Origin of the sequence: Streptomyces sp. NBC_00576 (assembly GCF_036345175.1) — a bacterium.
Lineage (GTDB): Bacteria > Actinomycetota > Actinomycetes > Streptomycetales > Streptomycetaceae > Streptomyces.
The window spans coordinates 4626822-4646126 of the sequence record NZ_CP107780.1 but is presented as its reverse complement, the minus strand read 5'-3'; the positions used below and the strand labels follow the sequence as shown (position 1 = coordinate 4646126).

Genomic DNA, 19305 nt, shown 5'->3' with positions numbered 1-19305 from the left:
CCGCTCCGCACCCTCGTAGGATAGTGGCCTGAATGACATCCTTCCGGAGGTTCTGGCCATGCACCGCGTCACCTCGGTCATCGTGCCGCCCGTACTGAGCTTCGACGTCTCGATCCCGCTGATGGTGTTCAACAGCGTCCCGGACTACGACGTGCGCATCTGCGCGGCGCGGCCCGGCCCGATGCCTACCGTCGGCGGCCCCGACATCGTGGTGCTGGACGGCCTGGACGCGGCCGAGGGCGCCGACACGGTGATCGCCGTCGGCAGCGGCGGCGAGCAGGCCCCCACGGAGGTCCTCGACGCCCTGCGGAAAGCCGCGGCTACCGGCGCGCGGATCGCCTCCCTGTGTACGGGTGCTTTCGTACTGGCCCAGACCGGCCTGCTCGACGGGCTCCGCGCCACGACCCACTGGGGGCTGGCCGACGACCTCGCCACTCGCTTCCCGTCCATCGATGTGCAGCCCGACCTCCTCTTCGTCGAGGACGGCGGCATCTTCACCTCTGCGGGCGCAGCCGCCGCCATCGACCTGTGCCTGCATCTGGTCAGAATCGACTACGGCGCGGCGGTCGCCAACACGGCCGCGCGGCTCGCGGTCGTCCCTCCCGTACGGCCGGGCGGCCAGTCCCAGTTCATCCAGACACCGCTACCGCCGGAACGCGGCACCTCGCTCGCCCCCACACGCGTCTGGGCGCTCGAACACCTTGATCGCCCGCTCACCCTGACCGACCTGGCAGGTCACGCCAGGACGAGCGTGCGCACCCTCACCCGGCGCTTCCACGCAGAGACCGGGCTGAGCCCGCTCCAGTGGTTGCTCCACCGGCGCATCGACCGGGCCAAAGAACTGCTGGAGACGACCGAACTGCCCATGAACCAGGTAGCCCAGAACAGCGGCCTGGGCAGCGCGGACTCCCTCCGCAAGCACATGGTCGGCCGGGTCGGCCTCACTCCCACGGCCTATCGCGCGAGCTTCAACCGAGCGCCCACTGGTGCCTCCCGCTGAGGTTGGCAGCATGACCACGCCGCGGTAGGGCACCCGTCTGCACTGCGACGGCCACGATCTGTTGCACCGTCCGCCTTCTGGATCCGTCGACCGGAGCAGTCCTGCCGAGGGCCAACGTCCCACGGCCGTCTCCGAGATCAGACCTTGAAGACCATCTGCGGGCCGACGCGCAGCAGGTCGATCACCTGGCCAAGGCCGCGTGACAAGCCACTAGAAGGCCGCTGTCCGGTCTTCGCTGCGCGGGTCGCTCACCTGATGCTCCGTGTAGATGCCCGAGCGCGCCTCACGACGCCAGGGACGCCCGTAGGTCACTGCGTCGGCGGCGGCCTCGGAACTGTCGTCGAGGTTCACGACGGCTACCGATGGCGAGTCGTCCGTGGGGCACCGCGCAAGCCAGTCACCATTGGGGGCGACGATTCCGGACGGTGCGGTGGTGCTGTGCTGCGTCGGCACCGACATGCTGACCCAGTAGCTGTTGACCGCGGCGTGGCCTTGGGCTTGGACGGCGGTGTTGCCCGAGGTGCCGCTGGTGGAGAACAGGACGCAGTCGACATTCAGCTTCTCGTACTCTGCGAACAACTCCGGGTAGTGGATCTCCATGCCGAGCAGGCAGCCGAATCGCACACCGCCGACCTCGAAGGTCACCGGTGAGACGCCCGGCGAGTACATGTACGAGACCTTCGTCTTCGACAGCAGGCGCTCGTCATAACGCGTGACGACCTCGCCGCGGTCGGAGATGACGTAGAGGCTGTTGTGCGGGCGGTTCGGGCCGGTCAAGCGGTGCACCGATGCGATCACCGTCCACAGCCGCAACTCGCGGGCCAGCTCGGCGATCGCAGCCAACTCCGATTGGAGCACCGGCCACTGGCACCGATCCCAGTCCGCCGGGCCGACCGCGTCCGGGCCGTCGACGGACATGACATGTTTGCTGGGAAAGCAGATCGCGCCTTCCGGAAAGTGCACGATTTTCGCCCCCTGAGCACTGGCCTCGCGCATCAGAGCACGGACCTCACGCCCGCTTTCGCGCAGCGCTTCGACGTCTCGGGGGTCATCGCGTACGGGGGTCTGCGCTACGGCAAACCGCACACTCTTGGGGTTCCTTGCTTCCGGCATGACGTCTCCTGATGGAGTCGGACGGAAGTGCCGGAGGGCGGACGTGTAGGACTCGCCGGTCTTGGCGGCGCGGGCACGCACCTGGCGCTTGAAGTTCCTACGGGCTGTCATCGCGGCCTTCCACGCCTTGAGCGACGGCTCCCCAGCAACCTCGCCCGAGGCGATCGGGCTGCGACAACGACCTGAGACGCTGGTCCCTTTGCCTCCGGGGGAGACCGTGCTGGGGACGGTCGCGGGAGGTTCGGCGTAGGCCACGCAGTCGGTCATCATGCCGTCGCCCGCCGGCTCCGTCAACATCCCTCGACCTGTTCGGCGCACCGTCGAACGCCCCGGCCGCCGGCGAGAAACACTCAGGTCGACGGGCTGAACTCGACAGAGAAGCCGCCGCTCACGGGCTCGCCTATTCCGGGTAGGGCCTGCCACCTGGCACTGACGTCCTGCCGGTACAGGACGAGCGACCACCGCGTTCCACTCGGCGACGGATGGCTGAGGTTGCTGCCGGTGCACGGGCAGCGCCGGTGCACCGGCAGGGAGTCAGGGGCCCCGAGATGCCTTTCGGCTCAAGGCAGTTGGGGCGAGTACTCGCTCAGTACCCCACCCGGAACGTAGCGTCCTGCTGCTCCGTAGCCGTGGAGATCGGGTCGATCCGCAGCACGTAGTTCGAGTGCCGTATGTACCGCGTCGGGTTGTTGTACGACCGGAACGACGCCCACGAACTGTCCGCCAGCCCAGCCGTCCGATAGAACGTCGCGTCGCCTGCGAACGTCGACGTGCCGTCGTTCACGTCGAGTTGGAGCGCGTAGTTGTAGTGCCGGAGGTAGCGCGTCGGGTAGTTGACCGACTGGAAGGAGACCCCCGCGCTGTCGGCCAGGCCCGGGACCAGTTTCCACTCCGAGTCGGTGTACAGGTCGAAGGGGTACTCGTCGATGCGGGCCACGTAGTTGGCGTGGCGGACGTAACGGGCCGGGAAGTTGTACGACTTGAGGCGGTTCCAGGCCGGGGTGCCCCACTTGGTGAGCAGGTTGTTGTACTCGGTTGTCGTGATCGTCGTGATGCCGCAGTGCTTGGAGTTGACCGGCTGGGTGTACGTCTTCTGGTCGAGCGCGGTCCAGGTGCCGGAGGCCAGGTTGCTGGTCTGCCAGGCGTAGAACACGCCGTTCGGTGTGTAGGTGTCACCCCAGAGGTACCAGTTGCCCGACGTCAGCGACTTGAACACCGTCGGGGCTTCCGTGCCGCCGTGCGACACGCCCGCGCTGTACTCGGTGAAGCTGCCCGGGTTGAGGGTGGTGGAGCGCGCGGAGACCAGTGTCTGGTTCTTCTTGAAGAACAGGTAGTTGTAGCCGTTGACGCCCACCGCCATGTCCCCGTCGATCACTTCGTACCCGGGGTCGAAGAAGACCTGCGGGGCCGACGCCGTGACGAAGTCGCTGGTGTAGTTGACCATGATGACGTTGTGGCCGCTGGAGTTGACCGCCGAGTAGATCACCGCGTACTGGCCCCGCCCCGCGTCCCAGAACGCCTCGGGTGCCCAGCTGTGCGTGGTCATGTCGTGGAGTTTGAGGCGGCGGTAGCCGGTGAAGGTGCGCAGGTCGGCCGAGTCCCAGACGTGGATGTACTGGCTGTTGTACGACCAGTCCGTGCCCTTGAGGTCGGTGGCGAGGACGACGAACGTGCCGTCCTGCTTGCGCATGAGGAACGGGTCGCGCAGGCCGAGGGCGCCCGCGGTGGGGGTGACCACGGGATTGTTCTGGTTCAGCGGCGTCCAGTTCAGCGAGTCGGTGCTGACGGCCAGGTGGAGGCCGTAGTCGGTGCCCGCGCCGAGGCTCGTCGACTCGGTGAAGTAGCACATCACGTACGCCGAGTCGGCCGCGTGGGCGGTGCCGGCGCCGAGGGTCATCACGCCGGACATGGCGAGAGGAGTGGTGGCGGCCATGCCGAGGAAGAGGCGGCGGGACGGCTGGGGTCTTGCGCTCATCGTGATCTCCAAGCAGGTGCGGGTGCGGACGCGAGTGCGGCTCTGGGAGCGGAGTGAGCGGCTGCGTGACGTGTGAGTGAGGGAGGGGGAGTGGGGACGTGGGATACGCAGCCTGGCAAGCGGAATGGCCGAAATTTCGAACTAGGTTCGGAAAGTCGATCAGAAGGTAGATCGCCCCACCCTGCTCGTCAATCACTCTGGCGAGGCTGTGGAGATTCTTTTGCAGCGTTTGCAGCGCAACACTCCGCCCTCGCCGGAAGCCGTCAGCGGTTTTCGCGCGGCCAGGGACGGAGTGCGCGTCGGAGTACGATGATCCGACCCCCGGCGGAGGACCCGGCGGTGGGTTCCGTTGCTGAGGAGATGCGTGACCGTGGCTGCCCGACGGCTTCCCTCATCGGTCTGGGTCACCGGTCTGACCGTCGGCGCGGTCGCCGTGGTCGCCGCACTGGCCGTGAAGGCCGAGCAGGGTCCGCAGCCGCACGCCGCAGCTGCCAGACCCAGCGCGTCCGCCTCGGCGAAGCCCTCCGGCAAGCACAGTCAGGCTGCCGAGGTGGCCGTTCCCGACGGGTCCGGGACCGGGCGGCGGGTCGTCTACTCGCTCGGGCAGAAGCGGGTCTGGCTGGTCGACGCGAGCGAGCAGTCCCGGCGTACGTTCGTGGTGTGGCCGGGCTCGGTGAGCCCGGACCCGGGCAGGTACACGGTGGGGCAGCGGGACGAGGCCCGGACCGGCTCCGACGGCGTCGCCATCGAGCACGTCATGTTCTTCGCCACCGGATCCGGGCTCTCGATCGCCTTCTCCAACGCCGTCGACGGCGCCTCACCGCAGCCCGCGCTCGGCGTCAAAACGGGCGGCATCCGTATGTCCAAGGCGGACGGCACCGCCCTGTGGGCCTTCGGCGACACGGGGACCGCGGTGACGGTCGTCAAGTAGGCGGCGCGCGCCGCTCTCTGCCCTGCCCTGCCTTCCTACGACTCGTCGGCGGCCGTTCGGGGCGCACCCGTGGGCAGGTGGATCACCAGCAGCACGACCCCGCTCAGCGTGAACACCCGCGTCGCCGCGTCCAGCCCGTTCCAGTCGCCCGACTGCCACATGGCGAACCACTCGCCGCCGATCGCGATGAAACCGGCGCCGAAGAGCAGCATCAGCATCAGCAGGCCGTACGTCGAGATGCGCCGCGCCTGTTCGAGGTCGCGGCGGACCCAGAACCACGTGGCGGCGATGAGGACGAGCGCGGCGAGCGTCTCCCACGCGATGATCGCCACGTACGCCGTGTCCTGGAGGCCCTTCGACGTGATGGCTCTCCACATCAGGTCGTCGTCCTTGAACGTGGTGTCCATCGCGAGGACATGACGCACGAACTGCTGGTTCGAGTCGAAGTCGGTGATGTTACCGAGTGCCACGAGGGCTATGTAGAGCGCGACGGTCGCCGTCAGCAGGGTCGAGGCGAGGGTGAGCGCGGTGTGTGGGGGGTGGGCGGTACGGGTGGGGTGGGGGGTACCTGTTGAGGTCATGGGGCAACTCTATGACCGGCCGGTACGCCGTCTCGCACGCCGTCCTCCCCTTCCCTGCACGGGAGTTGGGCCAGACTGATGCACGCGCCACCGATGCACCCACCAGGCACTTGTCACGACGCGAGGAGACGTACTGATGGCTCAGGACCCGCGGCCGTCGATGCGGCAGCTGATCCAGCAGCGCAGACGTGCCGGATTTGTCGGCCGGGGTGCCGAACGTGCCGCGTTCCGGGCCAACTTCGACCTGCCGCCGGACGACGAACGCCACCGCTTCCGCTTCCATGTGCACGGCAACGCCGGAGTCGGAAAGACCTTCCTGGTACGGGAGTTGGAGCAGCAGGCCAAGGAACGCGGCGCGCTCACCGCGTACGTCGACGAGGGCGCCGGGAGTGTGCCGGAGGCGCTGGCGGTGATGTGCCGTCAGTTCGCTGTCCAGGGGCGGCGGTTCAAGGAGCTGGAGCGGCTGCTCGCGGCCCATCGTGAGCGGCGGTACGAGGCGGAGTCCGCCGTCGCGAGCCTTGAACCGCAGCCCGAGAGTCCCTCGGCCGGCAGTCTGACGGCCGCCCGGATCGGGCTTGTCGGCGCCGGACTCATCCCGGTCGTCGGACCGCTCGCCGGTGTCCTCGACGCCGACCGGATCGCGCAGGGCGCCGACTGGGTGCGGGCCGGGATCGCCGCCAGGCTGCGCAACCAGGACGACGTACAGCTAGTCCTCGCACCCGAGCGAGTCCTCACCCCGGTGCTGCTCGCCGAGCTGAACGACATCTGCGCCGTCGTGCCCTGGATCGTCCTGTTCCTCGACACGTACGAGCGCACCGGCCCGTTCCTCGACGGCTGGCTGCACGACATCATGACCACCGACCGCTACGGCGACCTCTCCTTCCCCGCCAACCTCGTCCTCGTCACCGCAGGTCAGCGGCCCTTCGACACCGGGCGCTGGGGCGGCTTCGCCGACTTCGTCGCCGATGTGCCGCTCGGGCCGTTCACGGAGGCCGAGGCGCGGGGACTGCTCGCCGACAAGGGTGTGACGGACGAGCCGGTCGTCGAGGAGGTGCTGCGGCTCACGGGTGGGCTGCCGGTGCTGGTGTCGACCCTCGCCGAGGCCCGCCCCGCCGACCCGGACGACGTCGGCGACCCGAGCGCGACCGCCGTGGGCCGGTTCCTGAAGTGGGAGACCGACCCGGTGCGCCAGGCCGCCGCCCTCGCCTGCGCCCTGCCCCGGCGTCTGGACGCGGACGTCTTCCGCGCCGCCGTCGACTGCGAGGAGGATCAACTCGACGCGCTCTACGGATGGTTGAGGTCGCTTCCGTTCGTCAGCGAGCGGGGCGACCGGATCCAGTACCACGATGTCGTGCGCGCTCCGATGCTCCGTCTGCAGCGCCGTCGTTCCCCGCGCGGCTGGGCCGAACGTCACACCCGTCTCGCCGAGACCTTCGGGCGATGGCGGGCGGAGGTCGAAGTCCCGCTGTCCGCCGATGAGTTGTGGGGCGAGGAGGAGTGGCGGGAGCTGCGGCTCGCGGAGTCCTACCACCTGCTGTGTGCGTCTCCCCGTGCCGCGCTCCCCGTCGTCCTGCGGGACGGCGTCGACGCCTGCGACCACGGGGAGGTGGTCGCCCGGCGGTGGGCGCGGGTGCTGGTGGAGGCGGGGGACGACAACGAGGCGGCAGCCGTGGCGAGTTGGGGGCGGGATCTGATCGCCGCGCTCTCCGCGGCCGAGGACGGCAGAGACGGCAGAGACGGCAGAGACGGCAGAGAGGGCAGGGACGGCGGGGTGCTCGGCGCGCTCGCGCTGCTGCTGGGCCGGGCCGGGCTCGATACGCACGGGCAGGCCGTCGCGCGCATGCTGCGCGGGCGCGAACTGCGGCTGGGCGGAGAGTACGAGAAGGCCCTCGGCGAGTACGAACAGGCCGTCGCCCTCGATCCCGGGCTGGAGCGCGCCTACTACGGCCGGGGCGTCACCCGTGCCGAACAGCGCGACTACGCCGCCGCCATCGCCGACCTCGACCGGGCCGACGAACTGGCCCCCGACACGGCGCGCGTCCTGTTCGTACGCGGCGACTACCACCGCATCCTCGGCCACCACGAGGAAGCGGTCCGCGATCTGGACCGGGCCGTCGTCCTGGGCCCCGAGCTGGCCGGCGCCTGGGCCTCCCGTGGTGTCACCCGGCACGGCACCGGCGACACCGAGCAGGCGCTCGCCGACCTCGACCGGGCCCTGGAACTGGACCCCGAGCACGTGTGGGCGCTGGTCCGGCGGGCCAGGGTGCACCGCTCGCGCGGGGATCGGGCCGCCCAATTCGCCGACCTGGACCGGGCGGTGGCGCTCGGCCCCGAGCTGGCCTGGGTCGCGTGCCAGCGCGGCGACGCGCTGCGAGGCGCCGACCGCGACGCCGAGGCGCTCGCCGACTACGACCGGGCCCTCGAACTCGACCCGGCGTACGCGTCGGCGTACGCCAGCCGGGGCGCCTCGCGCAGCCGACTCGGCCGCCACGGCGGGGCGTTGGCCGATCTCGACAAGGCGTTGGAGCTGTATCCGTCGTACGCCTGGGCGCTGGTGCAGCGCTCGGTGGTGCACCGTCGGGTCGACGGATACGAGGCGTCGTACGAAGACGCCGACAGGGCGGTCGAGTTGGAGCCCGACAGTGCGTGGGCGCTGTGGAACCGGGGCGAGGCACTGCGCTGCCTGGGCCGGTTCGAGGAGGCGCGCGCGGATCTGGACCGGGCGCTCTCGCTGGCGCCGGACAGTGTGTGGGCGATCGGCTGCCGGGGTGCCGTACTGCACGAACTGCGGTTGTACGGGGAGGCGTTGGCGGATCTTGACCGGGCGGTCGCGCTCGACCCGGACGGGGCCTGGCATCTGATGCGCCGGATCATGACCCTGCTGGCGGTGGGCCGCCCCGAGGACGCCCGCACCGACCTCCACCGCTACCTCGTGATCGGCGACGACCTTGCCTGGGCGCACCACACCCTCGCGCAGATCCACCTCCTGGACGGGCGCCCCGAGGACGCGGCGTCAGCGCTCGCGGAGGCCGCGCGGCACGGGCTCGTGGAGCCGGCCGGCCTGGAGGAGCTGGCCCGCACCCAGCGCAGGGCGGGGCAGTGGGCGGCGGCCCGGGAGACGGCGGAGCGGATGCGCGTCCTGCACGAGGCCGGCGGTGCTTTCTGTCTGGCCCTCGCGGTCGGCGGGGAGCAGGGCATCGAGGCGGCCCGCCCGGTCTGGCGCGAGGCGGACCGGCTGGCCTCCGGCTGGGAGCTGACCGAGGGCGCCTTCGACTTCCTGCACGCGGTGATCGCGGCGGGCCTCGGCGACTGGGCCGGCCTGGACGGACACCTCGCAAGCCTGCTCTCGGGGACGCGGGAGTGGGTGGATGTGGCGTGGCTGGCCGACCTGCTGAGCGAGGTGGCGCAGGCGCAGACGCTGGCGCAGGGCGGTGCGGCGGCGGACGGGGAGCGGATCGCCGTACGGCTGGACCGGGTGCGGGAGGCCAGGGAGGGGATCAGCCGGCGGTTCACGGAGTGACGAGTGCGAAGCGCGAGGTGTGCGGGATCTGGAACATGGGGGGTTTGTGAGGGTTGCGTGGGTAGGGCGTAAGCCTCTCGATTGGTGACCAGCCGGGATCACTCATGCCGAGTCATGACCACTCGTGCCACATTCCGCATACCAATCCGAGCCCTGAACGGACCGTTCCCGGTCGATTACAGTGCTGAGCTGTCAATCGTACGAACGATGCTGTGAGGGAGGTCCGAGGTGGGTGTGATGACATCCGGTGGCGTGACCGGTGCCGCGTCCGGCGCCATCTGGGGCCGCTCCGAGCAGCAGGACTTCCGCAGCCGGGTCCGCGGCACCCTGCTCGGCGCGGCCCTCGGCGACGCCCTGGGCGCCCCGCTCGACGGACTCACCCTCGCCTCCGTCCACGAGGCGTACGGCGCGGAGGGCCTCACCGATCTGGCCTTCGCGTACGGCAGACGCGGCGCGATCACCGACCTCACCCAGCTCAACCTCTTCACCCTGGACGGCCTGATCCGCGCCCAGGTGCGCCGCGACACCGGCGCCTGGCACCCGCCGACCGACCTGCACCGCGCCTACCGCCGCTGGGCGGCCACCCAGAGCGACTGGGGCCCCGACGAACGCCGCAAGGACGACGGCTGGCTGGCCCGCGAGGAATGGCTGTACGCCCCCCGCGACCCGGCCCTCGCCTGCGTGCTCGGCCTCGGCGACGAGACGATGGGCACCCTGGACGCGCCCAAGAACCCCGGTGAGGCGGGGGCGGAGGCGGCGGCCCGCTCGGGCCCGTTCGGGCTCCTGGTCGGCTGGGAGCCGCAGCTCGTGATGCAGCTGGCGGTGGAGTGCGCCGCGCAGACCCACGGCCACCCGACGGGCTACCTGGCGGCGGGCGCGTACGCCGTGATCGTGCACGGCCTCGCACGCGGTGAGAGCCTCGACGCGGCGGTGCAGAGGGCGCTGGCCCTGCTGGCGGCCAGACCCGGCCACCAGCAGGTCGCGGAGGCCCTCCAGCGTGCTCTGGGCGCCGTACGCCAGGGCATCCCGTCCCCCGCCCGGGTCGAGGACCTGGCCGGCGCCTGCACGGCGGAGGGCCTTCTGTCGGTGGCGGTGTACTGCGCGCTGGTCGGCGAGGACGTCCGCCACGGCCTGTCCCTGTCGGTCAACCACGGCGGCCCCTCGGCCGCGGCGGGCGCCCTGACCGGCGGCCTGCTGGGCGCCCTGCACGGCGAGACGGCGCTCCCGCCCGCCTGGCTGGCGGAACTGGAGGGCCGGCCGACGATGCTGGTCCTCGCGGACGACTTCGCGATGGAGATGACCCAGGGCCCGGCCCTGCACGGCCCGGCAGGGTCCTCCCCGGGGTGGCTCGCGCGGTATCCGCGGGCGTGAGGGTGTGCTGGTCGTGGAGGGGGACCTCCATGATCACTTCTCTCGCCGTTCACCTGCAGCAAGATCGTCCTGCGTAGCGTCGGTCCCCGATCCACACAGAAAAACGAGGGGACGCAACATGCGCAGACAGAGGATGATCGCGGCCGTCACCGGGTGTGCCGCGGCGGCCGTCATGGCCGGCGCGATACCCGCTCAGGCGGAGGGCAACTGGAGCTCCAGCATGAACGGGGTCCGCACCGGGTTCAACTCCCGTACGTGGACCGACAACAACAACGACAGCGTCAGCACCTCCATCTCCCTCAGCGGCTGCAGCAACGGGGGGATGGGCGCCCCGGTCGACAACACGCAGCTCCAGCTGACCCGTGAGACCTCGATCGTCGAGCCCGACGAGGACCGCGGCCGCTACACCTTCCACTGCTCCAGCTCGGCCTCCCACGCCTTCGGCGACCAGCCGAAGGGCGACTACCACTTCACCGTGACGAAGATCCAGGACGCCTCCTCGGGCTACTACCTGAAGGTCGACTCGGTCTCCGTCCGATACTGACCCGGTGCTGAGCGGCGCGCCGAAGCACCGTCATTTTCTGTACGTCTGTGTATCTGTGCGTCTGCGTGTGTGTACATCCGTAGGTATGCAAGAAGGCTGTGAGGCTGTGTCTGTCGAGTTCGCCACCTGCACCTATCAGTACCGGCGGGGCCCGGTCGTCCTCGACAGACTCAGCTTCGCCTTCCCCGCCGGCCGCACCGTCCTGCTCGGGCCCAACGGCGCGGGCAAGACCACACTGCTGGCTCTCGCCGCCTCCGCACTGAAGCCCCGGACCGGCACCGTCTCCTTCGCCGGACTCGACCCCGCCGCGCGTTCCCAACTACGCGCCTACCGACGCCAGGTCGGGTGGATGCCCCAGCACATCACCCCCGTTCCCGGTATGACGTGCCAGGAACAGGTCGCCTACGCAGGGTGGCTCAAGGGCATGTCACGACGTGAGGCGTGGGACCAGGCCCTGGAGGCACTCGGGCGCGTGGGACTCGCCAAGAAGGCCGGCCAGCAGGCGGCATCGCTGTCCGGCGGCCAACTGCGCCGCGTCGGCGTCGCCCAGACACTGGTGCACTCCTCCCGGCTCGTGCTGATGGACGAACCGACAGCGGGCCTGGACCCCGCCCAGCGGGGCACGTTCCGGAAGGTCGTCGAGCAGCTCTCCGAGAGCGCCGACGTCGTCGTCTCCACCCACCAGACCGAGGACCTCTCCGAGGTCTACGACCATGTCGTCGTCCTGTCGGACGGGACGGTCCGATTCAGCGGCACCGTCGAGGAGTTCTACGCCCGGGCACCCGACGACACGGCGTCGGGCCGCGTCGCGGACGGCGCCTACGCGGCGGTTCTCGGCGGGGGCGAGACATGGTGATGTTCCGCCTCCACCCGCGCGCCAACTCGGCGGTCCTCGCCGCTCCCCTGCTGCTGGTCATCGTCGCCCTCTACGTCTCCTCGGACTACGTCGCCGGCGATCTGGACGGCTACTGGACCGCGGCCACCGCCAAGGCCGTCTCGGCCCTGATCTTCATCGCCCCGGTCACCGCGGCCTGCGCCGCCTGGGAAGCCGGACGAATCCGCCGCGCCCGGATCGGGGACGGGACCCCGACCCGCAACGGGTGGCAGATCGCCGTGGCAGCCCTCACACCGGTCGTACTGCTCGGCTTCCTCGCCCTCGCGGCCGCACTCGCCGTGGCCCGCCTGCACATGGAGTCGGCTCCGGGATGGCCGGACGCCCGGATCATCGCCTCGGCCGGCCTCATCGTGTGCGCGCATGTCGTCGTCGGCTACGCGGTCGGCATGTGGCTGCCCGCGGTGGCCGCCGTCCCCGTGGTGCTGATCGGCGACTACCTGTGGAACGTGTACCCGCCCGCGCTGGAGCCCCTGTGGCTGCGCCACCTCACCCGGCCGGCCTCCGGCTGCTGCATGAACACCTCCGCGGTCGACCCGGCGGGCATCGTCGGACCCGCCCTGGTGGCGGTCGGCCTGGCCGCCGTGGCCGTCGCCGCCGCGACGCTCTCCCGGCACACACCGCGGCTGGGAACCCTGCCCGGCTTCGTCCCGTACGCGGGTGCCGCACTGGCGTTGGCCGTCGCCGCAGCCACCACCACGGCGAGCGTCGGCCTCGTGGACGGACTCGGCCCCGACGCGATCCGGACGCGCCCGGCGTCCGAACTGGTCTGCGCCGACTCCCGGGGCACACGGGTGTGCGTCTGGCCCGAGCACGAGCCCCGTCTCGCCGAGACGGCCCGCGCCGTGAGCACAGCCGCCGAACGCCTCCGTCTCGTCGGAGTGACCTCACCGGACGTCATCACCGAAAGCCTCCAGCAGCCCGAGCCCGGCCAGACACACCAGAGGCAGTGGACGGTGACGGTCCGCCAGGACCCCGGCTTCACCAGCCAGGACATCGTGACCGGCCTCGTCTCCGATCTCACCGTGACGCTGGTCGACAGCCCGCACGACGAGAACAGCGCGCACGCGAACTGCCCGGCTGACCCCGCCACCGCCGCACAACGGGCGTACGACGCCGAGGACGAGCTCCGCAGCTGGCTCGCCGTACGCGCCGGCATGACTCCACAGGACGCACGCCTCCGCACCGACCCACGGATATGGGCGCCCGTCGGACACGTCCTCGACTCCCCCCTGGGCAACCAGAAGGACTGGTACCGCGCCACCCTCGCCCAGGTGCGGTGCATGCCGCGATGATCTGGTGGCTCCACACACGACGCATGGCCCTGCTCGTGATCGTCACCGCCGGGTTCTGGGCCGTGAGCCTCGTCCTGGGCAACAGCAGCCTGCCACTGCCCCAACTGGGCGGAGCGACATCGGCGAACGTCCCGCTCCTCCTCTTCGCCCCCCTGGCGCCGGCCATCGCCCTGAACGCGTGCTACGGCACGCCCACACCCGTCGAGACGACTGCGGTACGCCGAGTCGCCGCCCTGGACTCCCTGCTCGCCGTCGCTGTGTTGGCGGCAACTGCCGCCGTGGCGGCGCCGGTTGCGGCAGGCTGGATCGGCGGTGTCGACGACCTCACGGTCAGGACGATCGAGTCGGCGGTCCGCAACCTGGCCTGCTACACCGGGCTCGCCCTCATCGGCAGAGCGGCTCTCGGCACCCACGCCTCAACAGTGATTCCGACGCTGTACGCCCTGGTCGTGTCCGTCATGGGCTACGGCCCCGAACAGACGGCCCACTGGTGGGCGTGGCCGGCGGCACAACCCGCCGACGCGGTCTCCTGGGCGGGATCCGCGGCCCTCCTCCTGGCGGGCCTGGCTCAGACGGCCCGGGGGGACTTTCCGCGGCGGGTGTGAGGGGGTCGAAGACGGCACATTCATCTCGCCCGGTGCCTGAGGGGCAACGCTGGTGCAGCCCAGGTCGTGTCTCCCACCCAGCCACCCGTCTCGGCGCGATTCCAGGGTGCCCTTGAACTTCTCGCTGCCGGCCGGCATCTCCGGTTCCGGCCAGTACCCCTCCAGGACCGGCCCGCATCTCCAGCCCGTCCGGCGTTTGAGGACAAGGCCCGTTCAGGGCCGGAGGGGGGTCCGGGGGCGCAGCCCCCAGGAACGGGATGGGACGGGTAGGGGCGGCGGGGGCGAGAACCTCAACAGTTACCCCCACCCCCACCTCACCCCACCCGCACCCTCAGTCCTTGACCGGCGCCACGTCCACAGGCTGCTGCGGAACAGGCACCCGCACCGCCGCGCTCCCGCTGTCGTCCGTGTTCACCGCCTCGATGACCGCCAACCGCTCCGGCGTGTCCTCGGGCCGCAGGAAACCGATCAGGATGTACAGCACCAGCGAGACGGCCAGCGGGATCGACACCTGGTACTGGAGCGGCACCCCGCCCTCCACGCTCCAGTTGATCGGATAGTTCACCAGCCAGAAGGCGAGCAACCCCATCGACCAGCTGCCCAGCGCCGCCGTCGGCCCCGACCGCCTGAACGGCCGCAGCAGACCCAGCATCATCGGAATCGCCATCGGACCCATCAGACCGGCCACCCACTTGATGACGACGGTGATGATGTCCTTGAACGCGGGGGAGTTGACCTGCGTCGCCGCGGCCATCGACAGCCCGAGGAAGACAACCGTCGTCACCCGCGCCGCAACCAGCCCCGACGAGTCCGTCCACGTCCGCGCCCGCTTCCAGACCACCGGCGCGACGTCCCGGGTGAAGACGGCGGCGATGGCGTTCGCGTCGGACGAGCACATGGCCATCGTGTGGGAGAAGAAACCGACGATGACGAGCCCCAACAACCCGTGCGGCAGCAGCTGTTCGGTCATCAGGGCGTAGGAGTCGGACCCGTCCGGCTTCTGCGACTGGACCAGCAGCGGAGACATCCACATCGGGAAGAACAGCACCAACGGCCAGACCAGCCACAGGATCGCCGACAGTCGCGCCGACCGCTCGGCCTCCCGGGGGCTGGCCGTCGCCATGTACCGCTGGGCCTGGTTGAGCATGCCGCCGTTGTACTCGAACAGCTTGATGAAGAGGAACGCGAGCAGGAACACCGTGCCGTACGGACCCACCAGCGGCTTCCCGTGCCCCTGTAGCGCGGGCTCGTCCCAGACCCCGAAGAATCCTCCGTGGTCGCCGAGTTTGGAGACCACCGCCACGAACATCGCGATACCAGCGAGGAGTTGGATGACGAACTGCCCCAACTCCGTGAGCGCGTCGGCCCAGAGCCCGCCGATCGTGCAGTACACGGCCGTGATCGCGCCGGTGATGAGGATGCCCTGGTTGAGGGACATGCCGGTGAAGACAGACAACAGGGTCGCGATCGCGGCCCACTTGGCGCCCACGTCCACGATCTTCAGCAGCATCCCGGACCACGCCAGCGCCTGCTGTGTCTTCAGGTCGTAGCGGTTCTTCAGGTACTCCAGCGGGGAAGCCACATGGAGCCGCGACCGCAACCGGTTGATGCGCGGCGCGAACAGCTTGGAGCCGATGGCGATGCCCAGTGCGATGGGGAAGGACCAGGTGACGAAGGACGTGACGCCGTATGTGTAGGCGATGCCCGCGTAGCCGGTGAACATCACCGCGCTGTAGCCGGACATGTGGTGGGAGATGCCGGACAGCCACCACGGCATCTTTCCACCCGCCGTGAAGAAGTCACTGACGTTGTCGACCCGTTTGTGGGACCACACACCGATCGCGACCATCACACCGAAGTAAGCGATGAGCACGGTCCAGTCGAGGCCGTTCATGTGCTCCCTCCCAGGGGCGTCGAGCAAGTCGAGCGGGGGTGTCGAGCGCCCGCTCATCGTCGATTCGCTGGCATGGCAGCGACAACAGCTCGTACAGTCAAGAGGGAGTAAAAAAGTTCGCCGCACTGACCTCGGTTCATGTCCATGAACTCAATGCGACCACTGAATGATTGGCGGAATATCAGCTACCGCATCAACTCCCCCGCGTTCACCAGCAACGACTGCCCGGTGATGGCCCGAGCCCGCTCCGACGCCAGAAACACCACCGCGTCCGCGACATCCCCGTCCGTGGCCAGTTCGGGCAACGCCATCCGCTCCGCCAGCCGCCGCCGCACCTCGGCCTCCGGCACCCCGTCCCCCCGAGCCGTGAACCGCACGTACGCCTCCACCGGCGGCCCCCACATCCAGCCCGGCAGCACGGTGTTGACCCGTATCCGATGGGGCCCGAGTTCCCGCGCCAGCGAGTACATCGCGCTCGTCAACGCCCCCTTGGAGGCGGCGTACGCGGCCTGCCGCACCTGGGAGGGGGCGGCCACGGCGGACTGCGTACCGATGAACACCACACTCCCGCCCCGCTCCTTCAGGGCCGGCAGGCAGGCCCGCGTCATCCGCAGAGTGCCCAGCAGATTCACATCGACGACACCCGCCCAGCTCTCGAAGTCCGCGTCCTCGATCCCCCCGAAGTAGCTGTCCCAGGCGGCGACATGGACGACCCCGTCGATCCGCCCGAACCGCTCGCACGCCAGCGCGGCCAGCGCCCGGCACTGCCCCTCGTCGGTGATGTCGGTCGCGAGGTACGCCGTCCGCGCCCCGTCCGGATCGAGCTCGGCGGCGGTCTTCACGAGGTGCGCCTCGGTGCGCGCTCCGAGCACGGCGTTACCCCCGTCCCGCACGACAGCCGCCGCGACCTGACGCCCGAGCCCGGCGCCGACTCCCGACACCACCACGGTCTTCCCTGTGAGCAGCGACATCGAAGCCCTCCCCGACACTGGCGGATTATCTGACGGAGCGTCAGAGTATGGGCGTCCGAAGGAGGAAGGAAGAGAGAGGAAGAGAGAGGAAGGGGAAGAGAATGAGCGAGAAAACCCATGACGAGGAGACCCGCAGCGAGGTGTATGCCGAACTCGCGGCAGTCGGCCCGTACGGAGTCCACCCGGGCCATGCGCTCATCACCATGGTCGAACCGCACCCGGGCCACGAGTACGCGTACAACCGCTGGTACGAAGATGATCATTTCATCGCCGGTGCGATGGCCATGCCCTGGATGTTCTCCGGCCGCCGCTGGGTCGCACCCCGGGACCTCCAACTCCTGCGCTACCCCGAGAAGTCGGCGATCGCGCAACCGGTCACCGCGGGCTGCTATCTCTCCACGTACTGGATCACTCAGGGCCGCTACGCCGACCACATGCGCTGGACCGTCGGCATCAACAAACGCCTGAACCGCGACGCACGCGTCTATCACGACCGTACCCACGTCTTCACGGCGTTCCAGGACCACGAGACGACCGTCTACCGGGACGGCGCCGCCGGCCCCCGGGACTTCCACGCGCTGGACCACCCGTACGCGGGACTGGTGTTGCAGGTCATCGACGCCGAAAGTCCGGCAGCGCGGGCGGAGTTGCTGGAGTGGCTCCGCACCCGCCACCTGCCCAAGCGCCTGAGCGCCTCACCGGCCGCCATGGTCACCGTCTTCCACCCGACCCCGCTGCCCGGCGACCGTATGACGTACGTGAAGCAGGTCGAGGGCGTGGACGTACGGCTGACGCTGCTGTGGTTCCTGGAGGCGGATCCACGGGACTGCTGGGAGCCGTACTTCACGGGGCTGGGGGAGGATGTGGCCGAAGTCGGCCTGGGGCGGGTGGAGTTCGTGGCTCCGTTCATTCCCACCGTGCCCGGCACCGACCTGTACGTCGACCGGCTCAGGTGACCGGAGCCGGGCATGGCCGAGCCCCCTCGGCCAGGACGGCGGGCCAGTCGAGAGGGCTCTTCCTGCGGTGCTTATGGAGTTGTGGGAAGTGGCGGTGACGCATCAGATGAGGTCGAACGCTCCCCGACTGACCTCTGCCACGAACGAGTTCCATGAGTCGGCCGGGAAAGCCAGCGTCGGACCGGACGGGACCTTGGAGTCCCGGACCGCCATCGCCGCGTGAATCGGGGACTTGACCTCGACGCACGCGCCGTTGCCAGTGGAGTACGAGGACTTCGTCCAGGTGCTCGTGGCGCCTTGCTGAATTGCCATGTTCGCTCCGCTTTGACCAGTGGTGAGTTGCTGTCGCCGACCGGAGGGCACCCTGCGGAGCCCGCGGCACGGTTTGCGCCAACGTTGTTCTTCGATGGCCTGATCGACGCTACTCGCCAACACCGTTAAGCGGACTGGTCGTTCACTCGACCGGGTGGCATATACCAGCGGGCTCTTCCACTGGCGTGATGCGCAGGTGTACTGTGCGTCCCTTGCTTCTCCAGGGCGTCAGCGTGCGTACTCTTTCGCCAAGTCCGCGATGAATTGCCGGGATTGTTCCACATTGAGGGCCTGTGCCCTCAAGTGTTCGTACATGACGCTGTACTTCTGTACGTCCTGCGCCTTCTCCAGATAGAGGTCGCTGGTGACGCCCTCGATGTAGACCACGCTGGAATCGGCCGCGTCGGGGAACTCCAGGATCGCGTACTGGCCGTTGAGGCCGGGATGCGCCCCCATCTCGAAGGGGATGACCTGCACGGTGACGTGCGGCAGCTGGGACTGCTCGACCAGGGACTCGAGTTGCTCCCGCATCAGCAGCTTGTTGCCCACGAGACGGCGCAGCGCCGCCTCGTCGAGCACCGTCCACAGGCGCAGCGGGTTCTCCAGGGCGGTGATTCGTTCCTGCCGCCGCAACCGGACCTGGACGCGGTTGTCGATGTCGCTGGAGGCCGTCTCCGGCAGCGCGCCGGTGATGAGGGCCTCCGCGTACGGGCGGGTCTGCAACAGCCCCGGGATGACCTGGGGGTCGTACACCCGCAGCGACGCCGCGTCCGTCTCCAGTCCGATGTACACGCTGTACGGGACGTCACCGAACGCGTGCCACCAGCCCTGCTGGCGGGAGTCCTTGGCCATCTCCATCAGGGAGTCGACCATCCGCTGGTCCTCGACGTCGTACACCCCGCACAGGTCGCGGACATCGCGCTGGCTGATGCTGCGGCGGCCGTTCTCCAACCTGCTGATCTTCGACTGGGAGACCAGCAGCCGCTCGGCGACCTCTTCGGCCGTCATGCCCTTCTGTTCGCGGAGCCTGCGCAACTCCTGGCCCAACCGGCGTCGCCTGACGGTGGGATTGACGTTGGACGCCATGGGACGTGCACCTCCGGCTGCGTACCTGTACTTGCCACTTTCCGTATCTGCTGTTGAGCAGACTGCCACCAAGGTGCGTGCTACCGCTGGGAAACTGCGGATATGCGGTGTCTGGGTGGGAGATATGCGCCCGGTACACGCCAGTTCGGCGGATTCCGCTTATCCTTCGGGCTCGCTTCCGGCCGACTCCCGACACGCATGTGCCGGACGCCATGTGTCGGACGCAATGTGTCGGCGGGCACTGCCGGGCGGCCGGGGC

At 69.5% G+C, this 19305-nt stretch carries 16 protein-coding genes; 9 read left to right on the top strand and 7 right to left on the bottom strand.

The annotated features are described in order from the left end of the window. The first annotated feature begins 58 nt into the window (after positions 1–58). The gene (locus tag OG734_RS19680; protein ID WP_330288830.1) at positions 59–1000 is read left to right on the top strand and encodes a GlxA family transcriptional regulator; all 942 of its coding nucleotides are present in this window, start codon (positions 59–61) and stop codon (positions 998–1000) included. A gap of 210 nt (positions 1001–1210) precedes the next feature. On the opposite strand, the gene OG734_RS19675 is transcribed toward OG734_RS19680, so the two are convergent. Both OG734_RS19675 and OG734_RS19670 read right to left on the bottom strand, forming a co-directional pair. After that, entirely contained in the window at positions 1211–2224 is a 1014-nt protein-coding gene (locus tag OG734_RS19675; protein WP_330288829.1) for a carbon-nitrogen hydrolase family protein, read from the bottom strand. Between the two features lie 475 nt (positions 2225–2699). Then, the gene (locus OG734_RS19670; RefSeq protein ID WP_330288828.1) at positions 2700–4088 is read right to left on the bottom strand and encodes a glycoside hydrolase family 43 protein; all 1389 of its coding nucleotides are present in this window, start codon (positions 4086–4088) and stop codon (positions 2700–2702) included. Positions 4089–4452: 364 nt separating this feature from the next. On the opposite strand from OG734_RS19670, the gene OG734_RS19665 reads away from it, so the two are divergent. Then, entirely contained in the window at positions 4453–5019 is a 567-nt protein-coding gene (locus OG734_RS19665) for a hypothetical protein (RefSeq protein ID WP_330288827.1), read from the top strand. A 35-nt stretch (positions 5020–5054) separates the two neighbouring features. Here OG734_RS19665 and OG734_RS19660 read toward each other — a convergent pair whose 3' ends face one another. Beyond that, entirely contained in the window at positions 5055–5600 is a 546-nt protein-coding gene (locus OG734_RS19660; protein WP_330288826.1) for a DUF2165 domain-containing protein, read from the bottom strand. Between the two features lie 136 nt (positions 5601–5736). Between OG734_RS19660 and OG734_RS19655 the strand changes: the two genes are divergently transcribed. The 6 genes from OG734_RS19655 to OG734_RS19630 all read left to right on the top strand — a co-directional run bounded on the left by OG734_RS19655 (position 5737) and on the right by OG734_RS19630 (position 13827). Next, positions 5737–9120, top strand: coding sequence for a tetratricopeptide repeat protein (locus OG734_RS19655; protein WP_330288825.1), 3384 nt, complete (start codon positions 5737–5739; stop codon positions 9118–9120). Positions 9121–9357: 237 nt separating this feature from the next. Further along, a complete protein-coding gene (locus OG734_RS19650; RefSeq protein ID WP_330288824.1) occupies positions 9358–10491 on the top strand; it encodes an ADP-ribosylglycohydrolase family protein in 1134 nt (377 codons plus the stop codon). A 118-nt stretch (positions 10492–10609) separates the two neighbouring features. After that, a complete protein-coding gene (locus tag OG734_RS19645; protein WP_330288823.1) occupies positions 10610–11035 on the top strand; it encodes a hypothetical protein in 426 nt (141 codons plus the stop codon). A 106-nt stretch (positions 11036–11141) separates the two neighbouring features. Then, the gene (locus OG734_RS19640; protein WP_330288822.1) at positions 11142–11891 is read left to right on the top strand and encodes an ATP-binding cassette domain-containing protein; all 750 of its coding nucleotides are present in this window, start codon (positions 11142–11144) and stop codon (positions 11889–11891) included. Beyond that, positions 11885–13222 carry a DUF7224 domain-containing protein gene (locus OG734_RS19635; protein ID WP_330288821.1) on the top strand — a complete coding sequence of 446 codons (1338 nt, stop codon included), beginning with the start codon at positions 11885–11887 and terminating at the stop codon, positions 13220–13222. Before OG734_RS19640 ends, OG734_RS19635 begins: the two co-directional genes overlap by 7 nt. A 23-nt stretch (positions 13223–13245) precedes the next feature. After that, positions 13246–13827, top strand: a complete 582-nt coding sequence (locus tag OG734_RS19630; protein ID WP_330288820.1) for a hypothetical protein — start codon at positions 13246–13248, stop codon at positions 13825–13827. A gap of 331 nt (positions 13828–14158) precedes the next feature. Here OG734_RS19630 and OG734_RS19625 read toward each other — a convergent pair whose 3' ends face one another. Together OG734_RS19625 and OG734_RS19620 are read right to left on the bottom strand one after the other, a co-directional pair. Then, on the bottom strand, positions 14159–15721 hold the full coding sequence (locus OG734_RS19625; RefSeq protein ID WP_330288819.1) for a sodium:solute symporter family protein: 1563 nt from the start codon (positions 15719–15721) through the stop codon (positions 14159–14161). A gap of 185 nt (positions 15722–15906) precedes the next feature. After that, positions 15907–16692 carry an SDR family oxidoreductase gene (locus tag OG734_RS19620; RefSeq protein WP_330288818.1) on the bottom strand — a complete coding sequence of 262 codons (786 nt, stop codon included), beginning with the start codon at positions 16690–16692 and terminating at the stop codon, positions 15907–15909. 101 nt (positions 16693–16793) lie between these two features. On the opposite strand from OG734_RS19620, the gene OG734_RS19615 reads away from it, so the two are divergent. Then, on the top strand, positions 16794–17648 hold the full coding sequence (locus OG734_RS19615; protein WP_330288817.1) for a hypothetical protein: 855 nt from the start codon (positions 16794–16796) through the stop codon (positions 17646–17648). A gap of 102 nt (positions 17649–17750) precedes the next feature. Here the strand turns inward: OG734_RS19615 and OG734_RS19610 are convergent, their stop codons facing one another. Both OG734_RS19610 and OG734_RS19605 read right to left on the bottom strand, forming a co-directional pair. Further along, a complete protein-coding gene (locus tag OG734_RS19610) occupies positions 17751–17960 on the bottom strand; it encodes a DUF397 domain-containing protein (RefSeq protein WP_319209146.1) in 210 nt (69 codons plus the stop codon). A gap of 228 nt (positions 17961–18188) precedes the next feature. After that, on the bottom strand, positions 18189–19046 hold the full coding sequence (locus tag OG734_RS19605; RefSeq protein ID WP_330288816.1) for a helix-turn-helix domain-containing protein: 858 nt from the start codon (positions 19044–19046) through the stop codon (positions 18189–18191). Positions 19047–19305: the final 259 nt, after the last annotated feature.

Excerpts from the sequence above, each read along its gene's own strand:
- OG734_RS19680 (WP_330288830.1), top strand. The coding sequence starts at position 59 with ATGCACCGCGTCACCTCGGTCATCGTGCCGCCCGTACTGAGCTTCGAC.
- OG734_RS19675 (WP_330288829.1), bottom strand. The coding sequence starts at position 2,224 with ATGACAGCCCGTAGGAACTTCAAGCGCCAGGTGCGTGCCCGCGCCGCC.
- OG734_RS19670 (WP_330288828.1), bottom strand. The coding sequence starts at position 4,088 with ATGAGCGCAAGACCCCAGCCGTCCCGCCGCCTCTTCCTCGGCATGGCC.
- OG734_RS19660 (WP_330288826.1), bottom strand. The coding sequence starts at position 5,600 with ATGACCTCAACAGGTACCCCCCACCCCACCCGTACCGCCCACCCCCCA.
- OG734_RS19655 (WP_330288825.1), top strand. The coding sequence starts at position 5,737 with ATGGCTCAGGACCCGCGGCCGTCGATGCGGCAGCTGATCCAGCAGCGC.
- OG734_RS19650 (WP_330288824.1), top strand. The coding sequence starts at position 9,358 with ATGACATCCGGTGGCGTGACCGGTGCCGCGTCCGGCGCCATCTGGGGC.
- OG734_RS19645 (WP_330288823.1), top strand. The coding sequence starts at position 10,610 with ATGCGCAGACAGAGGATGATCGCGGCCGTCACCGGGTGTGCCGCGGCG.
- OG734_RS19635 (WP_330288821.1), top strand. The coding sequence starts at position 11,885 with ATGGTGATGTTCCGCCTCCACCCGCGCGCCAACTCGGCGGTCCTCGCC.
- OG734_RS19630 (WP_330288820.1), top strand. The coding sequence starts at position 13,246 with ATGGCCCTGCTCGTGATCGTCACCGCCGGGTTCTGGGCCGTGAGCCTC.
- OG734_RS19625 (WP_330288819.1), bottom strand. The coding sequence starts at position 15,721 with ATGAACGGCCTCGACTGGACCGTGCTCATCGCTTACTTCGGTGTGATG.
- OG734_RS19620 (WP_330288818.1), bottom strand. The coding sequence starts at position 16,692 with ATGTCGCTGCTCACAGGGAAGACCGTGGTGGTGTCGGGAGTCGGCGCC.
- OG734_RS19615 (WP_330288817.1), top strand. The coding sequence starts at position 16,794 with ATGAGCGAGAAAACCCATGACGAGGAGACCCGCAGCGAGGTGTATGCC.
- OG734_RS19610 (WP_319209146.1), bottom strand. The coding sequence starts at position 17,960 with ATGGCAATTCAGCAAGGCGCCACGAGCACCTGGACGAAGTCCTCGTAC.
- OG734_RS19605 (WP_330288816.1), bottom strand. The coding sequence starts at position 19,046 with ATGGCGTCCAACGTCAATCCCACCGTCAGGCGACGCCGGTTGGGCCAG.